The sequence below is a fragment of the Acinetobacter pullicarnis genome (genome assembly GCF_006352475.1).
In the GTDB taxonomy this organism is placed as follows: domain Bacteria; phylum Pseudomonadota; class Gammaproteobacteria; order Pseudomonadales; family Moraxellaceae; genus Acinetobacter; species Acinetobacter pullicarnis.
On record NZ_VCMZ01000001.1, the window covers coordinates 2,263,978 to 2,285,079 of the forward strand.

Annotated in this window: 13 protein-coding genes, 3 tRNA genes and 3 rRNA genes; 4 read left to right on the forward strand and 15 right to left on the reverse strand. The window is 41.5% G+C overall.

The window, feature by feature from the left end; all coding sequences use genetic code 11:
* Positions 1-50 precede the first annotated feature (50 nt).
* The 3 genes from FD716_RS10005 to FD716_RS19420 form a co-directional block, all read right to left on the reverse strand.
* Positions 51-713 (reverse strand): acyltransferase, encoded by a 663-nt coding sequence (locus FD716_RS10005; protein WP_139852217.1) that lies wholly within the window; start codon positions 711-713, stop codon positions 51-53.
* Between the two features lie 3 nt (positions 714-716).
* A complete protein-coding gene (locus FD716_RS10010) occupies positions 717-1,313 on the reverse strand; it encodes an IMPACT family protein (RefSeq protein WP_139852218.1) in 597 nt (198 codons plus the stop codon).
* 380 nt (positions 1,314-1,693) lie between these two features.
* Positions 1,694-2,212, reverse strand: coding sequence for a BapA/Bap/LapF family prefix-like domain-containing protein (locus FD716_RS19420; RefSeq protein ID WP_407641884.1), 519 nt, complete (start codon positions 2,210-2,212; stop codon positions 1,694-1,696).
* On the opposite strand from FD716_RS19420, the gene FD716_RS10020 reads away from it, so the two are divergent.
* A protein-coding gene (locus tag FD716_RS10020) for an IS3 family transposase (RefSeq protein ID WP_085944219.1) occupies positions 2,174-3,318 on the forward strand; the annotation gives its coding sequence in 2 pieces (ribosomal slippage) (positions 2,174-2,438 and positions 2,438-3,318; 1,146 coding nt in all). The genes FD716_RS19420 and FD716_RS10020 overlap by 39 nt on opposite strands.
* Positions 3,319-3,889: 571 nt before the next feature.
* Here the strand turns inward: FD716_RS10020 and lptB are convergent.
* Genes lptB through FD716_RS10045 form a run of 5 tightly spaced genes read right to left on the reverse strand, consistent with a single transcriptional unit; the run spans position 3,890 to position 7,306 of the window.
* Positions 3,890-4,636 (reverse strand): LPS export ABC transporter ATP-binding protein, encoded by a 747-nt coding sequence (gene lptB / locus FD716_RS10025; protein ID WP_139852220.1) that lies wholly within the window; start codon positions 4,634-4,636, stop codon positions 3,890-3,892.
* On the reverse strand, positions 4,636-5,196 hold the full coding sequence (gene lptA / locus FD716_RS10030; protein WP_139852221.1) for a lipopolysaccharide transport periplasmic protein LptA: 561 nt from the start codon (positions 5,194-5,196) through the stop codon (positions 4,636-4,638). The genes lptB and lptA overlap by 1 nt, the downstream gene beginning before the upstream one ends.
* Positions 5,183-5,728, reverse strand: coding sequence for an LPS export ABC transporter periplasmic protein LptC (gene lptC, locus FD716_RS10035; RefSeq protein WP_139852222.1), 546 nt, complete (start codon positions 5,726-5,728; stop codon positions 5,183-5,185). The genes lptA and lptC overlap by 14 nt, the downstream gene beginning before the upstream one ends.
* A gap of 42 nt (positions 5,729-5,770) precedes the next feature.
* The gene (locus FD716_RS10040; RefSeq protein WP_139852223.1) at positions 5,771-6,310 is read right to left on the reverse strand and encodes a KdsC family phosphatase; all 540 of its coding nucleotides are present in this window, start codon (positions 6,308-6,310) and stop codon (positions 5,771-5,773) included.
* Positions 6,311-6,313: 3 nt separating this feature from the next.
* Positions 6,314-7,306, reverse strand: a complete 993-nt coding sequence (locus FD716_RS10045; RefSeq protein ID WP_139852224.1) for a KpsF/GutQ family sugar-phosphate isomerase — start codon at positions 7,304-7,306, stop codon at positions 6,314-6,316.
* 197 nt (positions 7,307-7,503) lie between these two features.
* On the opposite strand from FD716_RS10045, the gene cysS reads away from it, so the two are divergent.
* Positions 7,504-8,925 (forward strand): cysteine--tRNA ligase, encoded by a 1,422-nt coding sequence (gene cysS, locus FD716_RS10050; protein ID WP_139852225.1) that lies wholly within the window; start codon positions 7,504-7,506, stop codon positions 8,923-8,925.
* A gap of 62 nt (positions 8,926-8,987) precedes the next feature.
* Positions 8,988-9,063, forward strand: a tRNA-Gly gene (locus FD716_RS10055).
* A gap of 269 nt (positions 9,064-9,332) precedes the next feature.
* On the opposite strand, the gene FD716_RS10060 is transcribed toward FD716_RS10055, so the two are convergent.
* The 6 genes from FD716_RS10060 to FD716_RS10085 all read right to left on the reverse strand — a co-directional run bounded on the left by FD716_RS10060 (position 9,333) and on the right by FD716_RS10085 (position 16,723).
* Complete coding sequence (locus FD716_RS10060; protein ID WP_139852226.1) at positions 9,333-10,709, reverse strand: MFS transporter; 1,377 nt, start codon at positions 10,707-10,709, stop codon at positions 9,333-9,335.
* Between the two features lie 591 nt (positions 10,710-11,300).
* Positions 11,301-11,415 (reverse strand): 5S ribosomal RNA (gene rrf, locus FD716_RS10065).
* A gap of 182 nt (positions 11,416-11,597) precedes the next feature.
* Positions 11,598-14,489 (reverse strand): 23S ribosomal RNA (locus FD716_RS10070).
* Between the two features lie 365 nt (positions 14,490-14,854).
* Positions 14,855-14,930, reverse strand: a tRNA-Ala gene (locus tag FD716_RS10075).
* 80 nt (positions 14,931-15,010) lie between these two features.
* Positions 15,011-15,087, reverse strand: a tRNA-Ile gene (locus tag FD716_RS10080).
* 96 nt (positions 15,088-15,183) lie between these two features.
* Positions 15,184-16,723: ribosomal RNA gene (locus FD716_RS10085) — 16S ribosomal RNA — on the reverse strand.
* Together the 16S, 23S and 5S rRNA genes with 2 tRNA genes alongside form the textbook arrangement of a ribosomal RNA operon.
* Before the next feature lie 769 nt (positions 16,724-17,492).
* On the opposite strand from FD716_RS10085, the gene ppk1 reads away from it, so the two are divergent.
* Positions 17,493-19,586 carry a polyphosphate kinase 1 gene (ppk1, locus tag FD716_RS10090; protein ID WP_139852227.1) on the forward strand — a complete coding sequence of 698 codons (2,094 nt, stop codon included), beginning with the start codon at positions 17,493-17,495 and terminating at the stop codon, positions 19,584-19,586.
* A gap of 204 nt (positions 19,587-19,790) precedes the next feature.
* Here the strand turns inward: ppk1 and FD716_RS10095 are convergent, their stop codons facing one another.
* Positions 19,791-21,011: a CaiB/BaiF CoA transferase family protein gene (locus FD716_RS10095; protein WP_139853660.1), complete on the reverse strand. Its 1,221-nt coding sequence runs from the start codon at positions 21,009-21,011 to the stop codon at positions 19,791-19,793.
* Positions 21,012-21,102: the final 91 nt, after the last annotated feature.

The following is a 21,102-nucleotide window of genomic DNA, read 5'->3' on the forward strand; positions in this document are numbered from 1 at the left end:
ACATATTGTCGTAATCTATCCTTTTACTCAACTGTTTTAACAGTATTTCATCAATCCCTGTAACGAATTAATTTTGTGGGATTCCCAGCAACGACTTGTCGTTCTTTGATATTTTTAGTCACCATGCTATTCATACCAACGACCGCCTGAGCTCCAATTTGTACGCCATCCTTTACACCAACATGTGCACCCAACCAAACATCTCGGCCGACTTCGATACCTTGCGAGCGTACTGACTGTTGATAGATCGGCTGATCAATTGCCATACCATGATCAAAAGCATACAGGTGACAATAAGCCGCCATTCGCACTTGATCATGCAAACGTATGCCTTTACGCCCACCATCAAGAATACAGTGATGATTAATTGCAACTTCACGACCTATATCTAAAGGACCATGTAAGGTACAGTCCGCCGCAATAAAACTGTGATCACCAATACGAATATGACGACCTGGTTCTGCAAAAATATGGGCCAACGGCGAGATAAAACAATTCTCTCCAATTTCAATGGTTTCCATTTCCATTAAATAAGCTTGAAAGTCCTTTTGCCAAGCTTCAGCCCACTGCCGGTGCTTGGGCTTCAATGTCCAATACAACCATGGCATGTAATTTAATCGATGTTGATGCTGTGCACGATATTTAGCGAGCGGATCTGAAGATACGTCTAGATTTAGCGTATCTACATTAGGCAAAGAATTAAACTCGCGCATCTACTACTCCTGAGCTAAATCCAAAGCTTTCAGTTGTGATTGACCACGACTTACATCTTGGATTTTTAAGGAGAGCTCTTCAAATTGGGGTTGCTGTAACTTGGCATACACTGCAACGCCTTGTGCTTGATAATGTTCCTCAAAACTTATATTTCGCTGTTTTAATTCGTATTGTAATATTGCCCATTCTGCGAATGTACATACAAAATGTACCTGCATATACTCAATCAGTTCAACTTTCTCAGCAAGCTTTAAGCATTTTCCAGCACAGCCCCCATAGGCACGCACCAAACCACCTGTTCCGAGCTTGATCCCACCATACCAGCGATTCACCAACACAATGCAGTTACTGAGGTCATTCCCCTCAAGTGCCGCAAGAATCGGACGACCTGCTGTACCAGAAGGCTCACCATCATCATTAAAACGCAATTGATGACCAATTTTCCATGCCCAACATTGGTGTGTAGTGGTAATGTCCTTATATTGCATTAGAAAATCCTTCACCGCCTGCTCACTATCAACGACAGCAGCAATGGCCTGAAAGCGGCTTTTTTTTATTTCTTCTTCAAAAGTATAAGTTGCAGCAAGACTAAATGGCATATTATAAAAAAACTAAAATAAACAGTAAAAGTATAGCCTGTTTTCATTTACTTGGCATCTTTGATGCATTTGACCTAGCAAGTAATAACAGCAGCTCAAATCCAAAACTTGAGCTATACCATTAAATAAAGTTTAAATAATATTAAGTTAATTTAAAGATTGGCATTTTAAAAAGCTAAAATCTATTTTTTAACAGACAATAGAGAAATTAATTTGCCTACAGTGGCTGAAACACAAAGGTTTAACCAATCTACGAACTTGATTTTTCAAATGAGAAGACACGTAACTATTGCTTAAAAATTCAACAAACCAGATTTATACTAATGTATGAAAATAAGATGATCTACTGGATCGTAACGAATGCTTAAAGAATTTCAAACCTAAAAGCTATTTACGAGATTAAAAACAGATAAACGCTGTGAACCACCAATACCTACTTTACTTCTTGCCAACCACTTTAAGATTGCATTTTTATGCGTAGACTCATTTTCAGTAATATCTTTTAAATTTTTAATATTTACAGATTCAATTTCAGATACGCTCGTTTCTAAAGAAATACCGGACAAACTTACAAGTAAGTATTCCTCTGATCCGGTTTCTAAAATCAATTGATTATTTTCAGATTCATTAAAAAAACAATCAACAATCATATCCTTGCCATCTTTTAGAACAATGATTAACGAACATTCACTTTTGAAAAACTTGTATACATCGTCTAAATCTAAATTTACTTTAAAAATTTTAGGTGCGTTCGTACCAACTTCATAATTAAAGCACTTATTCGAGAGGTGGATCAGGAAATTTGAACAACACTTATAAGTGATATTTTGCTCCCCAAATGATGTTATAAACATCAATATATGGAGTATTTTATGGCACGTAGACCAAGAAGAAATCATTCAAATGATTTTAAAGCTAAGGTAGCACTTGCTGCGATTAAAGCAGAAAAAACACTTGCTGAATTGAGTGCTGAATTTGATGTTCATCAAAACCAAATTATCGACTGGAAAAATCAACTGATTTCAGCTTCCTCGCAAGCTTTCGATCAATCAAAAGCTCCAACAGAACCACCCATCGATCTAAAAAAACTACATGCAAAAATCGGTGAGCAGGCATTAGAAATTGATTTTTTAGAAGGTGTGTTGAAGAAACTGGGCCGCTTCAACCACAAAAGTTAATCGATGACTCACTTCAGATTTCAGTATCTAAGCAAGCTCAGCTGCTGAAAGTCTCCCGTGGTTGTTATTACTATCGCCCAAAACCTGTGAGTGCATCAGATCTGAAGCTGATGCGCTGTATGGATGAGTTACATATGCAATACCCTTTTGCAGGTAGCCGTATGATGCGTGATTTGTTGAATCGTCAAGGACATCATATAGGACGACGTCATACACGTACTTTAATGAAGAAAATGGGCATTAATGCGTTATATTGCAAACCAAATTTAAGCCAGGCTAATCAAGCTCACCGCAAATATCCATATCTGCTCAAAGGATTGGCTATTCAGCGCAGTAATCAAGTGTGGTCTACGGATATAACGTATATCCCTATGGCAAAAGGCTTTGTTTATTTATGTGCTGTGATTGATTGGCATAGCCGCAAGGTACTTGCGCATAGAGTATCGATTAGTATGGAGGTTACATTTTGCATAGAAACATTAAATGAAGCTATTGAAAAATATGGTCGACCTGAAATATTTAATACAGACCAAGGCAGTCAGTTTACCAGTGATGCATTTATTGATGTATTGAAATCAAATGACATCCAAATCAGCATGGATGGTAAAGGTCGATGGGTTGATAATGTGATGGTTGAACGATTATGGCGGAGCGTTAAATATGAAGAGGTGTATCTCAAAGCCTACAGCAATGTTTTGGATGCGAAGAAGCAATTAAACGCATATTTTGAATTTTATAATTTGAAACGACCTCATTCGAGTCTGGACAAAATGACTCCAGATGAGTTTTACTATGACCAGCTACCACAACAAAATAAGGTAGCTTAACTAGAGCAGAGTATCACTTATAAATAAGCTTTTAGTTGTTCAAACATGTGGGACCACCTCTTTCGTTACTTTTTCATAAAACGCCAAGATATTCATTACATCAACCACCAATAGATTCAGTTCATAAAACTGTACAGGTGTTATTTTATGTAATTTAAATACATTTAACAAATGCCAAAAATCAATTTCAAGAATTTCAAAAAACTTATTAAAGCTATTCTTAAGTTAATTAGATCACCAAATAAAACATATGTATTAAACAGTAAATTTTAAACCAATAATGTGATAAAAGTCACATATAAATAACCTTAAAAATAATAAGTATTTAGATTTTATTAATAATCATTTTTTTCAAATATAGAATCGTATAATTACTGATGATTACTGATCAATAATTAGTTGATTTTGCCATTTTTTTTTGTTTGATAAAGTTGTATTTTAATATTGTAATGACAATAAATAGCGTGTAGTGACCGAATATATCGCATTACATTTACAATATAAACTTAACCCTTTAAACATGGTCATCACCCCAAATAATAAAAAAGAGGTCTAAATGACCTCTTTTTGCTTAAACCACAAAGTCTTCACCCAAATAAACTTCCCGCACTATTTCATTGGAGAGCACCTCTTCAGGCGTCCCTTCCGCAATAACCGCACCCTCACTCACGATATAAGCGTGCTCACAAATTGCTAAAGTCTCACGTACATTATGATCAGTAATGAGCACACCAATTCCTCGGCTTTTTAAATTACGGATAATCTCTTTAATATCACCAACTGAAATTGGATCTACTCCCGCAAAAGGCTCATCCAGCAACATAAACTTAGGATCAGCAGCCAAGGCGCGTGCAATCTCGGCACGACGTCGCTCACCACCAGAAACACTCATTCCCAGAGAATCTTTGATATGTGTGATTTTAAAATCTTCAAGCAGCTCAGTTAAACGTTGCTGTCTTTGTTTCTTATTTAAATCTTTGCGGGTTTCTAAAATCGCCATAATATTATCAGCGATCGTTAGTTTCCTAAAAATTGAAGCTTCTTGTGGTAAATAACCAATTCCTTTCAGTGCCCGCTCATGCATGGCTAAATCAGAGATATCTAAGTCATCGAGATGAATTTCACCTTTATCCATACGTACCAGACCAACCACCATATAAAAACTTGTGGTTTTCCCTGCACCATTTGGACCAAGTAAGCCAACAATTTGCCCACTCTCAATTTTTAAAGAGACATCTTTGACCACCCAACGTTTATTATAATTCTTAGCCAAATGCTGAATACATAAAGTCCGTTGTTGATTTTCAGACTGAGCCATTAATTGCGCACTCCTGGATAAGTCTTAGTGTTTGAAGGCGGTATAATAATTTGCACACGCTTGGTATTTCCAGACGAACTCCCAGCTGCTTCGATATCACCTTTATTCAAGCTATAAGTTAAGGTATTACTACGAATACTGGCTCCGCCATCTTGATAGAAATATGCATTACCAATTAAGTTGATAAGACCAGTTTCTGCATTGTAAACAATTTTCTGAGCTTCGCCACGAGACATGCCACGGTTTTGATCAATCTGTTGTTGGAATTTGGCAGGTCCACCCGTCGCAGTGATCACGCTAATCTGCTTATCTTTATTTAATTGCGCCACAATTGAAGCGGCTTGCACTTTCATACTACCTTGCTCAATGATCACATTACCACTATAGGTGGTTGTACCACTTTTCTCATTAAATGTCGCACGGTCTGCAACCAATGAAATGGGTTGACTACGGTCTGAAGGCAGCGCCAGTGCAGCAGCTGAAATGAGCAGCAACGATGCACTGATACCAACGTGCTTTAGGAAAGTTGTCGTGAGTGTAGAGAGTTTAACGTGGCGCATACTTTCCTCGAATGTTAAAGAATTCGTATTGACCTTGATTTAAGTCAGCTTGAAGCCCTTGGCTTACAAATTTCCCATTTGGTGCATCCACATCCACTTGATGTTTGGTTTCTAAGCGTCGTGAATCGCGATAAATAGTGAGTTCTTCTGTGGTCAAAACCATTTCACCAAATTGGCCTTTTTTAACGGCCTGAACATCACCACTTAGTATAACCTTGCTATTATCATCAAAACCACGACCTTCTTTCGCATTGAAGGTCGAATCAATACGATCCTCATGATAAGTCGTCACCGTCATGTTGATTAGTTTAGATGTTTTATCTTGTGCATTTTGCTCGGCATGATCAATTTGAGCACGGAGATTTAAAGCACCGCGATCATCGGTCTGTAACACTTGAATGTCGTCGGCCGCTTGAGTCATGTTATGGGCGGTATCGGCATCCAACTTATTACTTTTACCACTGTAGTAATAATAGCCCCCACTGATCGTGGTTATAACTACCGCCAAGATATATAAGAGTCGTGTATCCATAGATAAAGATCAACAGCGCCAGTAAAAATACAAGATTTAATATTAATGTGTGAGTCGTAAATATTTTTCAAGAAGTGCTTGGTAAGTTCCCTTTGAAGTGAGCAACATATCACATACTTCTCGAACTGCGCCACGCCCTCCCATCGCCTGTGTAACTAAATCTGCGCGACGACGAACTTCAACATGTCCATTTGGAACAGTAACTTTCATTCCAGCAATTGCAAAAGCAGATAAATCAGGCCAATCATCGCCCATGTATAGACAGTCTTCGGGCAAAATATTTAATTGAGCGCAAGCTTCTTTTAAAGCAACACCCTTATCTTCACGACCTTGAAATATAAGATCCACACCTAAATCAGTCATTCGCTTTTCAACGATATTACTTTTTCGCCCAGTAATAATAATGACTTTCATCCCAGATGCTTGAACCAACTTCATTCCAAGACCATCGCGAATATCGAAAGATTTAATTTCATCACCGCTATTGGTCAAGCTCACAAAGCCATCACTTAGAATACCATCAACATCAAGAACTAAGGCTTGAATATCACGTGCTTGTTCCAATAAAACATAGGAAGCCATTGGCTAGTTTACTCCAGCTTGAATTAGGTCATGCATACTGATTACACCAATGACTTTATTTGCTTCATCGACCACAACAAATTGACTAATTTTTCTTTCGTTCATTTTCTCTAAGGCTTCAACCGCGCGTGCCTCTTTAGAAATTGTCACAGGATTCGGAATCATCACCGCTGAAATAGGCAGATTGATATCAAAACCTTGTTGTTTATCAATTAAACGACGCAAGTCACCATCCGTAAAAATCCCCAAAAGCTTCTCATCTTGATCCACGACCGTGGTTAAACCTAAACGCTTATTAGAAATTTCATATAATGCTTTATTAATTGGCGTATCTGGAGAAACTTTAGGTAAAGCATCACCAGTATGCATAATATGTTTTACATGTAAAAGTAAACGCTTACCCAAAGCACCTGCCGGATGCGAACGCGCGAAATCATCTGAAGTAAAACCACGTGCTTCAAGTAACGCAACGGCCAAGGCATCGCCTAAAGCCAATGTAGCAGTGGTACTTGAAGTTGGTGCCAAGCCCAATGGACAAGCTTCTTGAATATTACCCAAAGTTAAGGCGACATCGGCATTTTTAGGCATTGGCCCAGTATTTGCTGCACTAATGGTAATTAATGGCACTTTTAAATGCTTCAGCAAAGGCATTAGCATCATAATTTCATCACTTTTACCCGAATTTGAAATGGCAATCACCACATCACCAGCAACCAACATGCCTAAATCACCATGTCCTGCTTCGCCTGGATGCATGAAAAATGACGGTGTACCTGTTGATGCAAAGGTTGCAGCCATTTTGCGACCAATATGGCCAGACTTACCCATACCTGTCACGACAAGGCGACCGCGACATTGCAAAATGATTTCACACGCTTGCGTGAAACGCTGATCAATTTGGCTCGCCAAGACCCTTAATGCTTGTTCTTCTAATAGCAAAGTGTCCAACGCGACTTTTTGAAAATCAATTTGATTGGAGAGCGATGATGAATTCAAAATGAATGACCTTAAACTTGGAGGTAAAATTTAAATACGAAGGAAAAGTATTTTCGGCATTTTAGCATAGCTATGCAATTCTCTTCTTCGCAAAATGTATAATTTTCACGTGTATATAAAAATAAAGCATAAGACTTTGTGAAACATCATGCTTACGTTATGATAAGTCACCTTATCGTGAAAGCTTTTAGATTCCTATGCAGCCTTTTGTTCTATACAACTCAGAGCAACGTAAAAAAGTTGAATTTGTTCCACGCCAAGAAGGACACATCGACCTCTATGTCTGTGGAATGACAGTATATGACTACTGTCATATTGGACATGCTCGGGTCATGGTTGCATTTGATATCATTACTCGTTATTTACGTAGTCAGGGTTGGAAAGTTCGATATGTACGTAATATTACCGATATCGATGACAAAATTATCCAACGTGCTAATGAGAACAATGAATCTATTCAAGACTTAACCGAGCGCTTCATTCAAGCTATGAATGATGATGCCGCACAGCTCGGTTGCTTTGCTCCAGACCAAGCCCCGCGTGCGACTGAATATATTGCACAAATGCAAACCATGATTAGCGATTTAGTTGACAATGGCGCGGCTTATCCAGCGCTTAACGGTGACGTGTACTTTCAAGTAGATAAATTTGCAAAATACGGCCGCCTTTCTGGCCGTAAACTTGATGATATGCAAGCCGGTGCTTCTGAACGTGTTGATGTCGACGTCGAAAAGAAACATCCTTTTGATTTCGTTCTTTGGAAACATGCCAAAGAAAATGAGCCTTTTTGGCCATCACCTTGGGGCAAAGGTCGTCCAGGTTGGCATATTGAATGTTCAGCGATGTCAACGTGCTGCTTAGGCAACCACTTTGATATTCATGGTGGCGGTTCAGATCTACTCTTTCCGCACCATGAAAATGAAATTGCGCAAAGTGAAGCAGCGACAGGTGAGCAATATGTAAACTACTGGATGCATGTTGGCTTTATTAATGTTGATGGCGAAAAAATGTCGAAGTCTTTGGGCAATTTTTTCACCATTCGCGATGTGATGGATAAATTCCATCCTGAAGTGATTCGCTATTTTATTGTGTCTTCACATTATCGCAGCCCAGTGAATTTTTCAGATGTGGCATTAAAAGAAGCGAAATCAGCACTTAGCCGCTTTTATCATGCATTTAAAGCCTATCAGCAACAATATGCTGAACCCACTACTCAGAACTTGGATCAAGCTTTGGTTTCGCGTTTTACAGCGGCAATGTCTGATGATTTCAACACCTCTGAAGCATTGGCTGTTTTATTTGAAATCATTAAAGAATTAAACCGTGCGATCAAAGAGCAACAAGCTGAACAAGCGCAGTTGTATTATTCAACGCTGCGGTATTTAGTTGATATCTTAGGTCTGGTACAACACGATGTAGATGAATTTTTAAAATCAGATATTGGCCAAGTTGAACTCAACCTGACCGAAGCGCAAATTGAAGACTTCATCCAACAACGCCAAGACGCTAAAAAAGCCAAAAACTTTAGTCAGGCCGATCAAATCCGTCAGGATTTACTCGATTTAGGTGTGGTTTTAGAGGATACCCGTCAAGGTACAATTTGGCGCCGTGCTGATTAATTCGACAGTCAGATGCACAACATCTTGACAGTTGGATGAAATTCTCTATAATTTTGCTTATTGCGGGAATAGCTCAGTTGGTAGAGCATAACCTTGCCAAGGTTGGGGTCGAGAGTTCGAGTCTCTTTTCCCGCTCCAAAATATGGTATTAGAATCAACGGGCTACAAGGTTTAAATGACTTTTTGGCCCGTTTTTTATTGTCGATTGGTCAGCACTGATTAGGCAAAATAATCAGATTTCGCATTAAAAAACGCTTTATATTTCTACAGCGACACCAAGAAATCTAGAATCCCACCAAAAACCTTCTATCATTTATTTTTGTCGATTATAGCAAAAAGGCCACCTTTTTAAGGCAGCCTCTTTGCTCATACATTACCGAGTTATTTAAGCTTATTTTAATATCTTACTAATTTGATAATGACTGTTTCTCCGAATAGCTTTTAGCAAGATCAGTTTCTAGCACAACATCTTCTTCCATTATTTTAGGTGTTCTAATCAGTGCAATTGAAATTACAGCAATTAAGGCAGGAAGTGCTACAGCAAGGAAGTTCAATTTATGCGGAAGCTCCATTCCTAAAAGCATACCAATTACAATCGGACCAATAATTGCACCAATTCGCCCCACGCCAGATGCAGTCCCAATACCTGTCGCACGAACAGACAAAGGATAATACTCTGCAACGTAGCTGTATAATAAAATACTGGCACCGAGTGCTGATGCACCGGTAATACCAACCAGTAAATATAAAACATATTGAGGTGAGTTGAAACCCAAGCCAAATAAAGCCAAGGCTCCCATTAACAACATGGTGATAATCACAGGTTTTAAATGGAAGCGATCTGAAAGTATACCTCCACCAATAATACCAATAACACCTCCAATGTTCATCGATAATAAGAACATTAAACTGGTACCCATTGAGTATCCGGCAGCAATCATTAGCTTCGGCAACCAACTACCCAATGCATAAAGCATCAGTAGGCACATGAAGAATGTACACCAGAATAAGACCGTTCCCATGCCACGGCCCTGTCTGAATAACTCTTTAACAGAAGCTTCTGAGGTTGCCTCTACTTCTTGAAGTACAAGCTTGGTTTCTGCAGTAATTTTTTCAGCGGGTGCAATTCGTTTAACAATTGCTTTAGCAGTATCATTTTTTTGTTTTTTAACTAAAAATGTTAATGATTCAGGTAAAAACTTCCAAAGCAAAGGAACAAATAACAAAGGAAGACCTGCAATATAAAACATCATTTGCCAGCCATGATCAGCAACCAGCCATCGACCTAAGAGTGCCGCTAAAACACCGCCCACAGCGTAACCACTGAACATCGTCGTTACCAATGTACCGCGTAAGCGTTTTGGTGCATATTCATACGTTAATGAAACTAAATTTGGAAGCACACCACCTATACCAAGGCCTGCAATAAAACGTAAAATACCAAATTCTGTCGGGCTAGTAGCAAATCCACCCCAAAAGGTAAAGCCACTAAATAAAGTAACACATATTAAAATTACATTTTTACGGCCAATTTTATCAGCCAGCATACCAAATAGCATGGCTCCGAACATCATTCCACATAATGCAGTACTTGCAAGCATACCCGCCTGAACAGCCGTTAACCCCCACTCCTGCATCAATAAAGGCAAAACAACGCCATTAATTGCCAAATCATAACCATCAAACACGACGACAAATAAACACCACATCACGACCAAGGCATGAAATGGTTTAAATTTTGCATTATCGATTACAGCATTTACATTCATTGTTTGCGCTGTCATTTTTACTCACCTCCAATTGTGAGATTTTAATTTAAGCATAGAATGAATCTGTATTCATTTTTTGTCCAAAACCCTTAAGGTATGAAGTTATACTTATTCCGTATCTTAAGTAGTTTTAGGCATTTAACAGCAACCATTTATAAAGGTTCTCAGCCACACCGCTACAAGGAAATACATTTACTCTTTTAATATTTTATTTTTATATTATTATATTTCAAATGTTTACATAGAAAATAGTCGTCTATTAGACTTTAGGTGGGTATATCTTCAAATGTTTTTAAAAATAAATTCCATGCATTAGACTAAAATCGAATATAAATCTGATTAAACCTTATTAATTTCACGCAAATTAATATAGCAAACTCAATCTAACTCTACTAAAAAAATGGAATCCCTAAAGGTTGTCTCTTTCATACAAATAACATCGTGGATACTTGATCAGTAATCACGCAAAATGAAGATGGTTTAACCTCATGAGCGCCCCTTATTTAGGGGCTTTTTATTGTATTCGACCTTTTCGTTTTTCCATTTCTTTTTTCCGCGCATAAAAAAACACCCCAGTCGTTGACTGGGGTGTTTTTAGGAATAATGAGCTGGCGATGACTTACTCTCACATGGGTAACCCCACACTACCATCAGCGCAAAGAGGTTTCACTTCTGAGTTCGGGAAGGGATCAGGTGGTTCACTCTTGCTATTGTCGCCAGCACAACTGTTTATGGTGATTTCGGGTTTTACGTCGTATTCGACATCCGTACTATCTTAACCAAAAGAGTTATTAACAGAAGGGCTGATTGAGTTGAAATTGCATGTATATTTTAGCGGTTTGATTAACTAAATCAAGCGATTTGTTAAAGAATAGATTGCGCATACAACTGCTTGGGTGTTGTATAGTCAAGCCTCACGAGCAATTAGTATTGGTCAGCTTCACATATCGCTATGCTTCCACATCCAACCTATCAACGTCGTAGTCTTCAACGGCTCTTTAGAGGACATAAAGTCCTTGGGAAATCTTATCTTGAGGTAGGCTTCCCGCTTAGATGCTTTCAGCGGTTATCCCTTCCGAACATAGCTACCCGGCGATGCGACTGGCGTCACAACCGGTACACCAGAGGTTCGTCCACTCTGGTCCTCTCGTACTAGGAGCAGATCCTCTCAAATTTCCAGCGCCCACGGTAGATAGGGACCGAACTGTCTCACGACGTTCTAAACCCAGCTCGCGTACCTCTTTAAATGGCGAACAGCCATACCCTTGGGACCTGCTTCAGCCCCAGGATGAGATGAGCCGACATCGAGGTGCCAAACACCGCCGTCGATATGAACTCTTGGGCGGTATCAGCCTGTTATCCCCAGAGTACCTTTTATCCGTTGAGCGATGGCCCTTCCATACAGAACCACCGGATCACTAAGACCTACTTTCGTACCTGCTCGACTTGTTGGTCTCGCAGTTAAGCGCGCTTTTGCCTTTATACTCTACGCGTGATTTCCGACCACACTGAGCGCACCTTCGTACTCCTCCGTTACTCTTTAGGAGGAGACCGCCCCAGTCAAACTACCCACCAGACATGGTCCTCGTCCCGGATAACGGGACAGAGTTAGAACCTCAATATTACCAGGGTGGTATTTCAAGGATGGCTCCATAGCAACTAGCGTCGCTACTTCAAAGCCTCCCACCTATCCTACACAAGTAAGATCAAAGTTCAATGTCAAGCTGCAGTAAAGGTTCACGGGGTCTTTCCGTCTAGCCGCGGGTACACCGCATCTTCACGGCGATTTCGATTTCACTGAGTCTCTGCTGGAGACAGCGCCCCCATCATTATGCCATTCGTGCAGGTCGGAACTTACCCGACAAGGAATTTCGCTACCTTAGGACCGTTATAGTTACGGCCGCCGTTTACTGGGGCTTCGATCAAGAGCTTCGCTTACGCTAACCCCATCAATTAACCTTCCAGCACCGGGCAGGCATCACACCCTATACGTCCACTTTCGTGTTTGCAGAGTGCTATGTTTTTAATAAACAGTTGCAGGGGCCTGGTTTCTGAGGCTGTCAACCGCTCAAGGAGTAAATCCTATCACCGTCAACAGCGTACCTTCTCCCGAAGTTACGGTACCATTTTGCCTAGTTCCTTCAGCAGAGTTCTCTCAAGCGCTTTGGTCTACTCGACCTGACCACCTGTGTCGGTTTCGGGTACGATTCCTGTGTAACTGAAGCTTAGAGACTTTTCCTGGAAGCAGGGTATCAGCCACTTCGCTAGTAAACTAGCTTGGTATCAGTTCTCAGCATAGAGTACCCCGGATTTGCCTAAGATACATGCCTACAACCTTTCACCTGGACAACCAACGCCAGGCTGACTTAACCTTCTCCGTCCTCTCATCGCATTACACAGAAGTATTGGAATATTAACCAATTTCCCATCGACTACGCCTCTCGGCCTCGCCTTAGGGGTCGACTCACCCAGCCCCGATTAACGTTGGACTGGAACCCTTGGTCTTTCAGCGTGCGAGTTTTTCACTCGCATTGTCGTTACTCACGTCAGCATTCGCACTTCTGATACCTCCAGCATACTTCTCAATACACCTTCATCGGCTTACAGAACGCTCCCCTACCACGCATAATAAATTATGCATCCGCAGCTTCGGCATATAGTTTTAGCCCCGTTACATCTTCCGCGCAGGCCGACTCGACTAGTGAGCTATTACGCTTTCTTTAAAGGGTGGCTGCTTCTAAGCCAACCTCCTAGCTGTCTATGCCTTCCCACATCGTTTCCCACTTAACTATAATTTTGGGGCCTTAGCTGGCGGTCTGGATTGTTTTCCTCTTGACTACGGACGTTAGCACCCGCAGTCTGTCTCCCGGATAGTACTCATTGGTATTCGGAGTTTGCATCGGTTTGGTAAGTCGGGATGACCCCCTAGCCGAAACAGTGCTCTACCCCCAATGGTATTCGTCCGAGGCGCTACCTAAATAGCTTTCGGGGAGAACCAGCTATCACCAAGTTTGATTAGCCTTTCACCCCTATCCACAAGTCATCCCCCGGCTTTTCAACGACGGTGGGTTCGGTCCTCCAGTTAGTGTTACCCAACCTTCAACCTGCTCATGGATAGATCACCTGGTTTCGGGTCTATACCCAGCAACTAAACGCCCTATTAAGACTCGATTTCTCTACGGCTCCCCTATACGGTTAACCTTGCTACTGAATATAAGTCGCTGACCCATTATACAAAAGGTACGCAGTCACCGAACAAGTCGGCTCCCACTGCTTGTATGCATGCGGTTTCAGGATCTATTTCACTCCCCTCACAGGGGTTCTTTTCGCCTTTCCCTCACGGTACTGGTTCACTATCGGTCAGTCAGGAGTATTTAGCCTTGGAGGATGGTCCCCCCATATTCAGACAAGGTTTCACGTGCCTCGCCCTACTCGTCATCATTATGTGTGCCCTTTCGTGTACAGGACTATCACCCACTATGGTTGCACTTCCCAGAGCATTCCACTAAAACACACATAACTTAATGGGCTGATCCGCGTTCGCTCGCCGCTACTGACGGAATCTCAATTGATTTCTTTTCCTAAGGGTACTGAGATGTTTCACTTCCCCTCGTTCGCCTCGTATGACTATGTATTCATCATACGATACCTACCTTATAGTAGGTGGGTTTCCCCATTCAGAAATCTCCGGATCAAAGGATATTTGCCGCCTCCCCGGAGCTTATCGCAGGCTATTACGTCTTTCATCGCCTCTGACTGCCAAGGCATCCACCACATGCACTTAATTACTTGACTATACAACCCCAAACAGTCGTAACCCCTACAAGGAGGGTTAGCAACATTACAGTTTGAAGTACTGTGTATTTAAACACTGTACAGCTTCAATCTATTTTCGTTTTCCAAAACGCTTGATTCAGTTAATTTCTTCGCTAGTACTCATCGTTCCTTTCGAAACAATGAGCTAAAACAATTAATTTCAACTCAAATTTGCCAATCTGTTAATGATTAACTACGCCTTCGTCAGGTCGTAGCAAACTGTGATAAATCACAGAACTTAATAAAATTGATCACCAAGATATGAAGAACAACTTTTACTAAATTCTATAATCTAACTTTGCAGTTAAATTCTTTGTTTCTGATTCCAGAAACCTAACTTTATATGGTGGAGACTAACGGAGTCGAACCGTTGACCTCCTGCGTGCAAGGCAAGCGCTCTACCAACTAAGCTAAGTCCCCAGATAATCTATTCGAGATACTCTATCTTTGCTTCTCATAAGTTCTAAAACATCGTTTTATCACCACACTTAAAAAGTGAATGGTGGGTCTGACGAGACTTGAACTTGTGACCCCACGCTTATCAAGCGTGTGCTCTAACCAACTGAGCTACAGACCCTGAGAAAACCTAAAGCAACGAATCGCTTTAAATCTTTTGCAAGACACAGTTGAAGAACAACTTGTTGTGGATTCTTACCGATCGTCAATCTTTCGTTAAGGAGGTGATCCAGCCGCAGGTTCCCCTACGGCTACCTTGTTACGACTTCACCCCAGTCGTTGGCCACACCGTGGTAAGCGGGCTCCTTACGGTTACCCTACCTACTTCTGGTGCAACAAACTCCCATGGTGTGACGGGCGGTGTGTACAAGGCCCGGGAACGTATTCACCGCGGCATTCTGATCCGCGATTACTAGCGATTCCGACTTCATGGAGTCGAGTTGCAGACTCCAATCCGGACTACGATCGGCTTTTTGAGATTAGCATCCTATCGCTAGGTAGCAACCCTTTGTACCGACCATTGTAGCACGTGTGTAGCCCTGGTCGTAAGGGCCATGATGACTTGACGTCGTCCCCGCCTTCCTCCAGTTTGTCACTGGCAGTATCCTTAAAGTTCCCGGCTTAACCCGCTGGCAAATAAGGAAAAGGGTTGCGCTCGTTGCGGGACTTAACCCAACATCTCACGACACGAGCTGACGACAGCCATGCAGCACCTGTATGTAAGTTCCCGAAGGCACCAATCCATCTCTGGAAAGTTCTTACTATGTCAAGACCAGGTAAGGTTCTTCGCGTTGCATCGAATTAAACCACATGCTCCACCGCTTGTGCGGGCCCCCGTCAATTCATTTGAGTTTTAGTCTTGCGACCGTACTCCCCAGGCGGTCTACTTATCGCGTTAGCTGCGCCACTAAAGCCTCAAAGGCCCCAACGGCTAGTAGACATCGTTTACGGCATGGACTACCAGGGTATCTAATCCTGTTTGCTCCCCATGCTTTCGTACCTCAGCGTCAGTATTAGGCCAGATGGCTGCCTTCGCCATCGGTATTCCTCCAGATCTCTACGCATTTCACCGCTACACCTGGAATTCTACCATCCTCTCCCATACTCTAGCTAACCAGTATCGAATGCAATTCCCAAGTTGAGCTCGGGGATTTCACATCCGACTTAATTAGCCGCCTACGTACGCTTTACGCCCAGTAAATCCGATTAACGCTTGCACCCTCTGTATTACCGCGGCTGCTGGCACAGAGTTAGCCGGTGCTTATTCTGCGAGTAACGTCCACTCACTATAGGTATTATCTATAGGAGCCTCCTCCTCGCTTAAAGTGCTTTACAACCATAAGGCCTTCTTCACACACGCGGCATGGCTGGATCAGGGTTCCCCCCATTGTCCAATATTCCCCACTGCTGCCTCCCGTAGGAGTCTGGGCCGTGTCTCAGTCCCAGTGTGGCGGATCATCCTCTCAGACCCGCTACAGATCGTCGCCTTGGTAGGCCTTTACCCCACCAACTAGCTAATCCGACTTAGGCTCATCTATTAGCGCAAGGTCACAAGTGATCCCCTGCTTTCCCCCGTAGGGCGTATGCGGTATTAGCGTCCCTTTCGAAACGTTGTCCCCCACTAATAGGCAGATTCCTAAGTATTACTCACCCGTCCGCCGCTAGGTCAGGTAGCAAGCTACCTTTCCCCGCTCGACTTGCATGTGTTAAGCCTGCCGCCAGCGTTCAATCTGAGCCATGATCAAACTCTTCAGTTAAAAATCATTAGTAGCTTATGGCTACAAATCTTGGCTCATCAAATAACTGACAAATATTTCTCAAATAAACTTCGAGTAATTTCTACCAATCAATCAATGATAATATTTGATCAATCAACCAGTAAAAATCCACACAAGTTGTTCTTCATAATCTCTTAATGATTTACTTACTGCTTCGTCAGCAGCAAGCTAGGTCGGCTATGTTACTCTCTTTATTTAGAAAGTCAACAAGTAATGTTATTTAATTTAAAGCCCCTATCTGCAATCCAAACACCTTAACTTAAAGCTAAGTGCTTGTTATTCAACAAGTTCTTATTAACATCACCGCCGATGGATGTGCATTATAGGCGAAAAAAAATCGTGCGCAACCCCTATTTCATCTTATTTCTATCAGGTGGCTATTTTTCAATCCAAATACCCGATTAAATGCTTTGTCAGTTGCTTTTATAACCAAAATTAACTGTTCGCACATTAGGCCCCAGATCCGCACGATTCAAATGAGGCTTAATCGAGCTCCATTAAAGTGTATTGAACCACCCCAATTTGACTATATAGCCACTTATAAATGCAAAAGGGCTAAACCTAAATCGTTTCATCCAAGACAATTGACTCATTCACTCATTGCCCATGCCGAAATTTAACAAGCCTACGAACACTCAATTGACAGCTGGTTACTTATTGATATAAATATAAATAGTTTCAATAATGTAACTAATTTGTCATGTAGCCAACTTACTATGCATGCAAATTTGAATAAGCGGTCCTTAAGATGGCGCAGATCATGTCTTCAAACCTTAATAATGTTCAACACAGTTCTCACACCTATATTAATCGTGAGCTTTCACTACTTGAATTCCATAAACGCGTCTTAGCGCAAGCCAACGATGCCAATCACCCGTTACTTGAAAGATTAAATTTTTTAATTATATTTTCCCGCAATCTAGATGAATTTTTTGAGATTCGTGTCGCAGGGCTGATTAAGCAGTTAGATTTCAATCTACTCACAACTGCCCCAGATGGCATTCCCAATGAAGTATTAGTCCAACAAATTTCAGTATTAGCGCATGAAGCCGTTGAACTTCAATATCAAATCTTAAATTACACACTATTGCCGCAATTACAAAACCATGGCGTTCACTTTATTCAACACAACGATATTTTAGAAAAGCATAAAGAATGGATTAAGAATTATTTTTTTAAACAAGTACAACCCGTAATTACCCCCATTAGTCTCGACCCAGCACACCCTTTTCCGCGTCTAGGCAATAAAAGCTTAAACTTCATTGTCACCTTAGCAGGCAAAGATGCATTTGGTCGTCAAATTGAACTTGCGATTGTACCAGCACCTCGCTCGCTACCACGCGTTGTTCGGCTTCCCAATGAACTTACCGGTGGGCAAGAACACTACATCTTATTATCTGCGATAATTCATGAACATATTAGTGATTTATTTCCAGGCATGACTGCAACGGGTTGCTATCAATTCCGAGTCACTCGTAATGCAGATCTCACATTAGCGGCTGATGTCGATGACTTAGCCGTTGCCTTAAAAGATGAATTATCTTCACGGCGTTTTGGTCGCGCTGTACGTCTAGAAGTTGCCAAGAATACACCGGAAGCACTTAATCGTTATTTATTAGAGCAGTTTGATCTTGATCCAATTCATTTATACCCTGTCGCCGGGCCTGTAAATTTAGCACGGCTTTTGGCTAACTTTGATATTCCAGCATTACGATTCAAACCCTATCAGCCAGTTACTCCTAAAGCACTGCGCCAATCACATAAGATTTTTGATGTTTTATCCAAGCAGGATTTTTTACTTCATCATCCTTTTGATTCATTCGCACCAGTAATCAATCTACTGAAAGAAGCCGCAAAAGACCCTAACGTCTTGGCAATAAAGCAAACCCTCTATCGAAGTGGCCCAGACTCTGAGATTGTTCAAGTGCTTGCGGAAGCTGCACGTAATGGTAAAGAAGTCACCGCTATTATTGAACTTAGAGCGCGATTTGATGAAGAATCAAACATTATGGTCGCAAATATCTTGCAAGAAGCCGGTGCAGTTGTGGTTTACGGCATTGTTGGCTACAAAACCCATGCCAAAATGATTTTAGTTGTTAGACGTGAATCAGACCAACTCAAACGCTATGTGCATCTAGGGACTGGAAACTATCATGCAGGCAATGCCAAGATGTATACCGATTACGGTTTACTCACAACAGCGCCTGATATTTGTGAAGATGTACACAAAATTTTCCAAGAATTGACTGGCATGGGGCGTATGGCCAAATTAAAGAAACTATTTCATGCCCCATTTACCTTACACGCGCAACTCTTACACCTGATTGAACAAGAAATTGCTTTTGCCCAAGCTGGTAAGGCTGCGCGCATTATTATTAAAGTCAATGCACTGACTGAACCTCAGCTGATTGCCGCACTCTATAACGCATCTCAAGCAGGGGTAAAAATCGATTTAATTATTCGATCTGTTTGCTGTTTACGCCCACAAGTCAAAGACCTGTCAGAAAATATTCGTGTACGATCCATCGTAGGTCGCTTTTTAGAACACACTCGCGTTTATTATTTCCACAATGATGGTGACGTTAAACTTTATTGTGCCAGCGCAGACTGGATGGGGCGTAATTTATTTTCGCGCGTGGAAACCTGTTTCCCCATTGAAGACACAAAATTACGCAAACAGATAATTGAACATGGCTTGCTCAACTATCTGAAAGACAATGTTCGCGCTTGGGAATTAGATGAACATGAACAATGGCATCGTGTCAGCCCTAAAAACGAGCAAAAGGTATTTATTGCCCAACAACAGTTAATGGATCAACGCTATTTAACACCTATCGCCTGATTTTAAATGCGATCACCAGTAGTTTTGCTTATTTAGCGACAAGGCATGAATTCCAATAAAAACCCCCTGATATCAGGGGATTTTTTCCTATGCAAGCAACAAGCAACAAGCAACAAGCAACAAGCAACAAGCAACAAGCAACACCTTAAAACACCAACACATCGTGCAAATTAAAAAGCTTAGACTCTTTCGACAATAGGCGAATTAAGCACCAACAACGCCTGACTGCTGCAAGGCTTTAAGTTCCACCTCGGTACAAATTCCCTTTAAAATCTGTTCGGTATGCTCACCTAACTGTGGCGGTGCACGTCTATATTCAATCGGTGTTTCAGACATTTTTATCGGAGAAGCAACCATTTTAAAATTTTGCTGCAGTTGATGCGGCACAGCCACCAACATTTCACGGGCCTGAGTTTGTTCTTCAGCAAATGCCTCTTCAATGGAGTTCACCATCCCAACAGGAACTTTCGCAGCATGAATAAGTGCAATCCAGTGCTGCGCTGGCTGTGTTGAAAAGTGCTTGGCAAGCAATGCAACCAATATCTCACGATGTTTAACCCGATCTTGATTACGAACATAATTCAGATCTGTTGCTAGATCAGGCAAACCAATGGCCGAACACAAAGCCTTAAACTGCGTATCGTTACCACAAGCCAATATAAAGGCCTTATCTTGGGCATCAAAGGTCTGATAAGGGACAATATTTGGATGACGATTCCCCATTCGTTTAGGTGACTTCCCTGTGGTTAAATAGTTCATTCCCTGATTCGCCAATACCGCGAGTTGTACATCATATAAGGACATATCGATATATTGCCCACGTTCAGTATGCTGCCTTGCAATTAATGCCGCTTGAATTGCAATCGTAGCATATAGTCCGGTTTGAATATCCGTAACAGCCACACCGACTTTTTGCGGACCACCACCCAGTAAGCCGTCTTGTTCACCCGTAATACTCATCAAGCCAGATAAACCTTGAATCACAAAGTCATAACCTGGTTCTGCTGCACGTGGACCAGTTTGTCCAAACCCTGTAATTGAACAATAAATAATTTTAGGATTAATCTCGCTCAAACTTAAATAATCCAACCCATATTTTTTTAATGAACCCGCTTTATAATTTTCGATAACCACATCTGCGGTTTTAACCAACTCCTGAATCAGTTTTTGACCTTCTACGAGAGAAATATCAATTGCAACCGAATACTTATTCCGATTCGCACACTGATAGTAACCCGATTCACGTGTGGGATTTCCATCATTATCGAGCATCCAGGGTGGCCCCCACATACGGGTATCATCCCCCACGTTTGGTCGCTCGACTTTAATCACTTCAGCACCAAGATCCGCCAAGATCTGTCCACACCAAGGCCCTGCAAGTACGCGACTTAAATCTAAAACACGTATTCCTTGTAATGCACCCATTTCAACTTCCCCTTGTTTAAATGCCGAATTGTTTTTGTATTTTTTAGACAAAACTTATCTTTAGACGCCCATTTCTGAGCATCCAAGATAG

Coding starts and splice junctions, on each gene's coding strand:
- FD716_RS10005 (WP_139852217.1), bottom strand. CDS start 713: ATGCGCGAGTTTAATTCTTTGCCTAATGTAGATACGCTAAATCTAGAC.
- FD716_RS10010 (WP_139852218.1), bottom strand. CDS start 1,313: ATGCCATTTAGTCTTGCTGCAACTTATACTTTTGAAGAAGAAATAAAA.
- FD716_RS19420 (WP_407641884.1), bottom strand. CDS start 2,212: ATGATTTCTTCTTGGTCTACGTGCCATAAAATACTCCATATATTGATG.
- lptB (WP_139852220.1), bottom strand. CDS start 4,636: ATGGCTCAGTCTGAAAATCAACAACGGACTTTATGTATTCAGCATTTG.
- lptA (WP_139852221.1), bottom strand. CDS start 5,196: ATGCGCCACGTTAAACTCTCTACACTCACGACAACTTTCCTAAAGCAC.
- lptC (WP_139852222.1), bottom strand. CDS start 5,728: ATGGATACACGACTCTTATATATCTTGGCGGTAGTTATAACCACGATC.
- FD716_RS10040 (WP_139852223.1), bottom strand. CDS start 6,310: ATGGCTTCCTATGTTTTATTGGAACAAGCACGTGATATTCAAGCCTTA.
- cysS (WP_139852225.1), top strand. CDS start 7,504: ATGCAGCCTTTTGTTCTATACAACTCAGAGCAACGTAAAAAAGTTGAA.
- FD716_RS10060 (WP_139852226.1), bottom strand. CDS start 10,709: ATGACAGCGCAAACAATGAATGTAAATGCTGTAATCGATAATGCAAAA.
- ppk1 (WP_139852227.1), top strand. CDS start 17,493: ATGGCGCAGATCATGTCTTCAAACCTTAATAATGTTCAACACAGTTCT.
- FD716_RS10095 (WP_139853660.1), bottom strand. CDS start 21,011: ATGGGTGCATTACAAGGAATACGTGTTTTAGATTTAAGTCGCGTACTT.